This is a genomic window from Nonlabens xylanidelens (genome assembly GCF_002934445.1).
Lineage (GTDB): Bacteria > Bacteroidota > Bacteroidia > Flavobacteriales > Flavobacteriaceae > Nonlabens > Nonlabens xylanidelens.
On record NZ_PTJE01000015.1, the window covers coordinates 2,501 to 5,160 of the forward strand.

Sequence of the window (2,660 nt, forward strand, 5' to 3'; positions counted from 1 at the left end):
GTATGGTTTCAGGATCTATTTCACTCCCTTATTCAGGGTTCTTTTCACCTTTCCCTCACGGTACTAGTTCACTATCGGTCTCTCAGGAGTATTTAGCCTTAGCGGATGGTCCCGCTTGATTCATACAGGGTTTCACGTGCCCCGCACTACTCAGGATACCGTTATTAATAATGTAACTTACCAGTACAGGACTATCACCCTCTTTGGTTTTTCTTTCCAGAAAATTCCTATTCATTACACATTAAACATTACGGTCCTACAACCCCAATTATGCCGTAACATAATTGGTTTGGGCTATTCCGCGTTCGCTCGCCACTACTAGCGGAATCACTTTTGTTTTCTCTTCCTCTGGCTACTTAGATGTTTCAGTTCACCAGGTTCGCTTCCTTTCGGATGATATATCTTCAATATAACAGGTTGCCCCATTCGGAAATTTGCGGATCAATTCATATGTGCTGATCCCCGCAACTTATCGCAGCTTATCACGTCCTTCATCGCCTCTGAGAGCCTAGGCATTCCCCATACGCCCTTAATTTGCTTATGATATTCTTTCTTATTCTGCAACGATACAGATATAAGAGCCTAATTATTTTACTATAATAATATAGATACTTACGTATCTATGTTACTCGTTTAATCTTTTCAATATGTCAATGAACGTTTTTGACCGTAGTCAATAGTGGAGAATATCGGAGTCGAACCGATGACCTCCTGCGTGCAAGGCAGGCGCTCTAGCCAGCTGAGCTAATCCCCCATAATTTGAAATTCAGAATGTCAATTCAAAATATCTAATAAGGCGTTTTGAATTCTCAACGTCTAAAATTTCCTATATAATTTAAATGAACAATTATGATAAATCATTATTGTAGTCTCAGGCAGACTCGAACTGCCGACCTCTACATTATCAGTGTAGCGCTCTAACCAGCTGAGCTATGAGACTATAACTCCGAAGAGTAGGTCTTGCGACTTCTTTTATTGACAACTTTATAAATAAACACGCTAATTAAGCAATCTTTCATAAATCACTTTTGTAGTTCTGTTATTTCAAGAACTCCAGAAAGGAGGTGTTCCAGCCGCACCTTCCGGTACGGCTACCTTGTTACGACTTAGCCCCAGTTACCGGTTTTACCCTAGGCAGCTCCTTGCGGTCACCGACTTCAGGCACCCCCAGCTTCCATGGCTTGACGGGCGGTGTGTACAAGGCCCGGGAACGTATTCACCGCATCATGGCTGATATGCGATTACTAGCGATTCCAGCTTCACGTAGTCGAGTTGCAGACTACGATCCGAACTGAGATAGGGTTTGAAGATTCGCTCCTTCTCACGAAGTGGCTGCTCTCTGTCCCTACCATTGTAGCACGTGTGTGGCCCAGGACGTAAGGGCCGTGATGATTTGACGTCATCCCCACCTTCCTCACGGTTTGCACCGGCAGTCTCACTAGAGTCCCCGACTTGACTCGCTGGCAACTAGTAATAGGGGTTGCGCTCGTTATAGGACTTAACCTGACACCTCACGGCACGAGCTGACGACAACCATGCAGCACCTTGCAAATTGTCCGAAGAAAAGTCTATTTCTAAACCTGTCAATATGCATTTAAGCCCTGGTAAGGTTCCTCGCGTATCATCGAATTAAACCACATGCTCCACCGCTTGTGCGGGCCCCCGTCAATTCCTTTGAGTTTCATTCTTGCGAACGTACTCCCCAGGTGGGTTACTTATCACTTTCGCTTGGCCACTCAGTACTCAATCGTACCAAACAGCTAGTAACCATCGTTTACGGCGTGGACTACCAGGGTATCTAATCCTGTTCGCTACCCACGCTTTCGTCCATCAGCGTCAATATATTGTTAGTGATCTGCCTTCGCAATTGGTATTCTATGTAATATCTAAGCATTTCACCGCTACACTACATATTCTAACCACTTCACAATAATTCAAGACTAACAGTATCAATGGCAGTGCCGGAGTTAAGCCCCTGCATTTCACCACTGACTTATTAGCCCGCCTACGGACCCTTTAAACCCAATGATTCCGGATAACGCTTGCACCCTCCGTATTACCGCGGCTGCTGGCACGGAGTTAGCCGGTGCTTATTCTTACGGTACCGTCAAATATCTACACGTAGATATATTTCTTCCCGTACAAAAGTAGTTTACAACCCATAGGGCCGTCTTCCTACACGCGGCATGGCTGGATCAGGCTTCCGCCCATTGTCCAATATTCCTCACTGCTGCCTCCCGTAGGAGTCTGGTCCGTGTCTCAGTACCAGTGTGGGGGATCTCCCTCTCAGGACCCCTACCTATCGTAGCCATGGTAAGCCGTTACCTTACCATCTAGCTAATAGGACGCATACTCATCTATTACCGTAACCTTTAATTATCAAACCATGCAGCTTAATAATACTATGAGGTCTTAATCCAAATTTCTTCGGGCTATCCCTCAGTAATAGGTAGATTGTATACGCGTTACGCACCCGTGCGCCGGTCGCCATCTTCTAGCAAGCTAGAAATGCTGCCCCTCGACTTGCATGTGTTAGGCCTGCCGCTAGCGTTCATCCTGAGCCAGGATCAAACTCTTCATCGTCGAATCTTTTAAAGATCATTTAATTATATGACTTTATCGAAACCACTCAATTAGCTTTGTGTCTATCTTATTTTTTT

2 tRNA genes and 2 rRNA genes (1 of these 4 cut by a window edge) are annotated in these 2,660 nt (G+C 45.2%); all 4 read right to left on the reverse strand.

The features are described 5' to 3' along the window. Positions 1-545, reverse strand: a 23S ribosomal RNA gene (locus tag LY01_RS14920); it reaches 2,274 nt to the left of the window's first position. 135 nt (positions 546-680) lie between these two features. Next, a tRNA-Ala gene (locus LY01_RS14925) sits at positions 681-754 on the reverse strand. Between the two features lie 112 nt (positions 755-866). Beyond that, positions 867-940, reverse strand: a tRNA-Ile gene (locus tag LY01_RS14930). 117 nt (positions 941-1,057) lie between these two features. Further along, positions 1,058-2,583, reverse strand: a 16S ribosomal RNA gene (locus LY01_RS14935). The 16S and 23S rRNA genes sit together here with 2 tRNA genes alongside, the layout of an rRNA operon. Positions 2,584-2,660 lie beyond the last annotated feature (77 nt).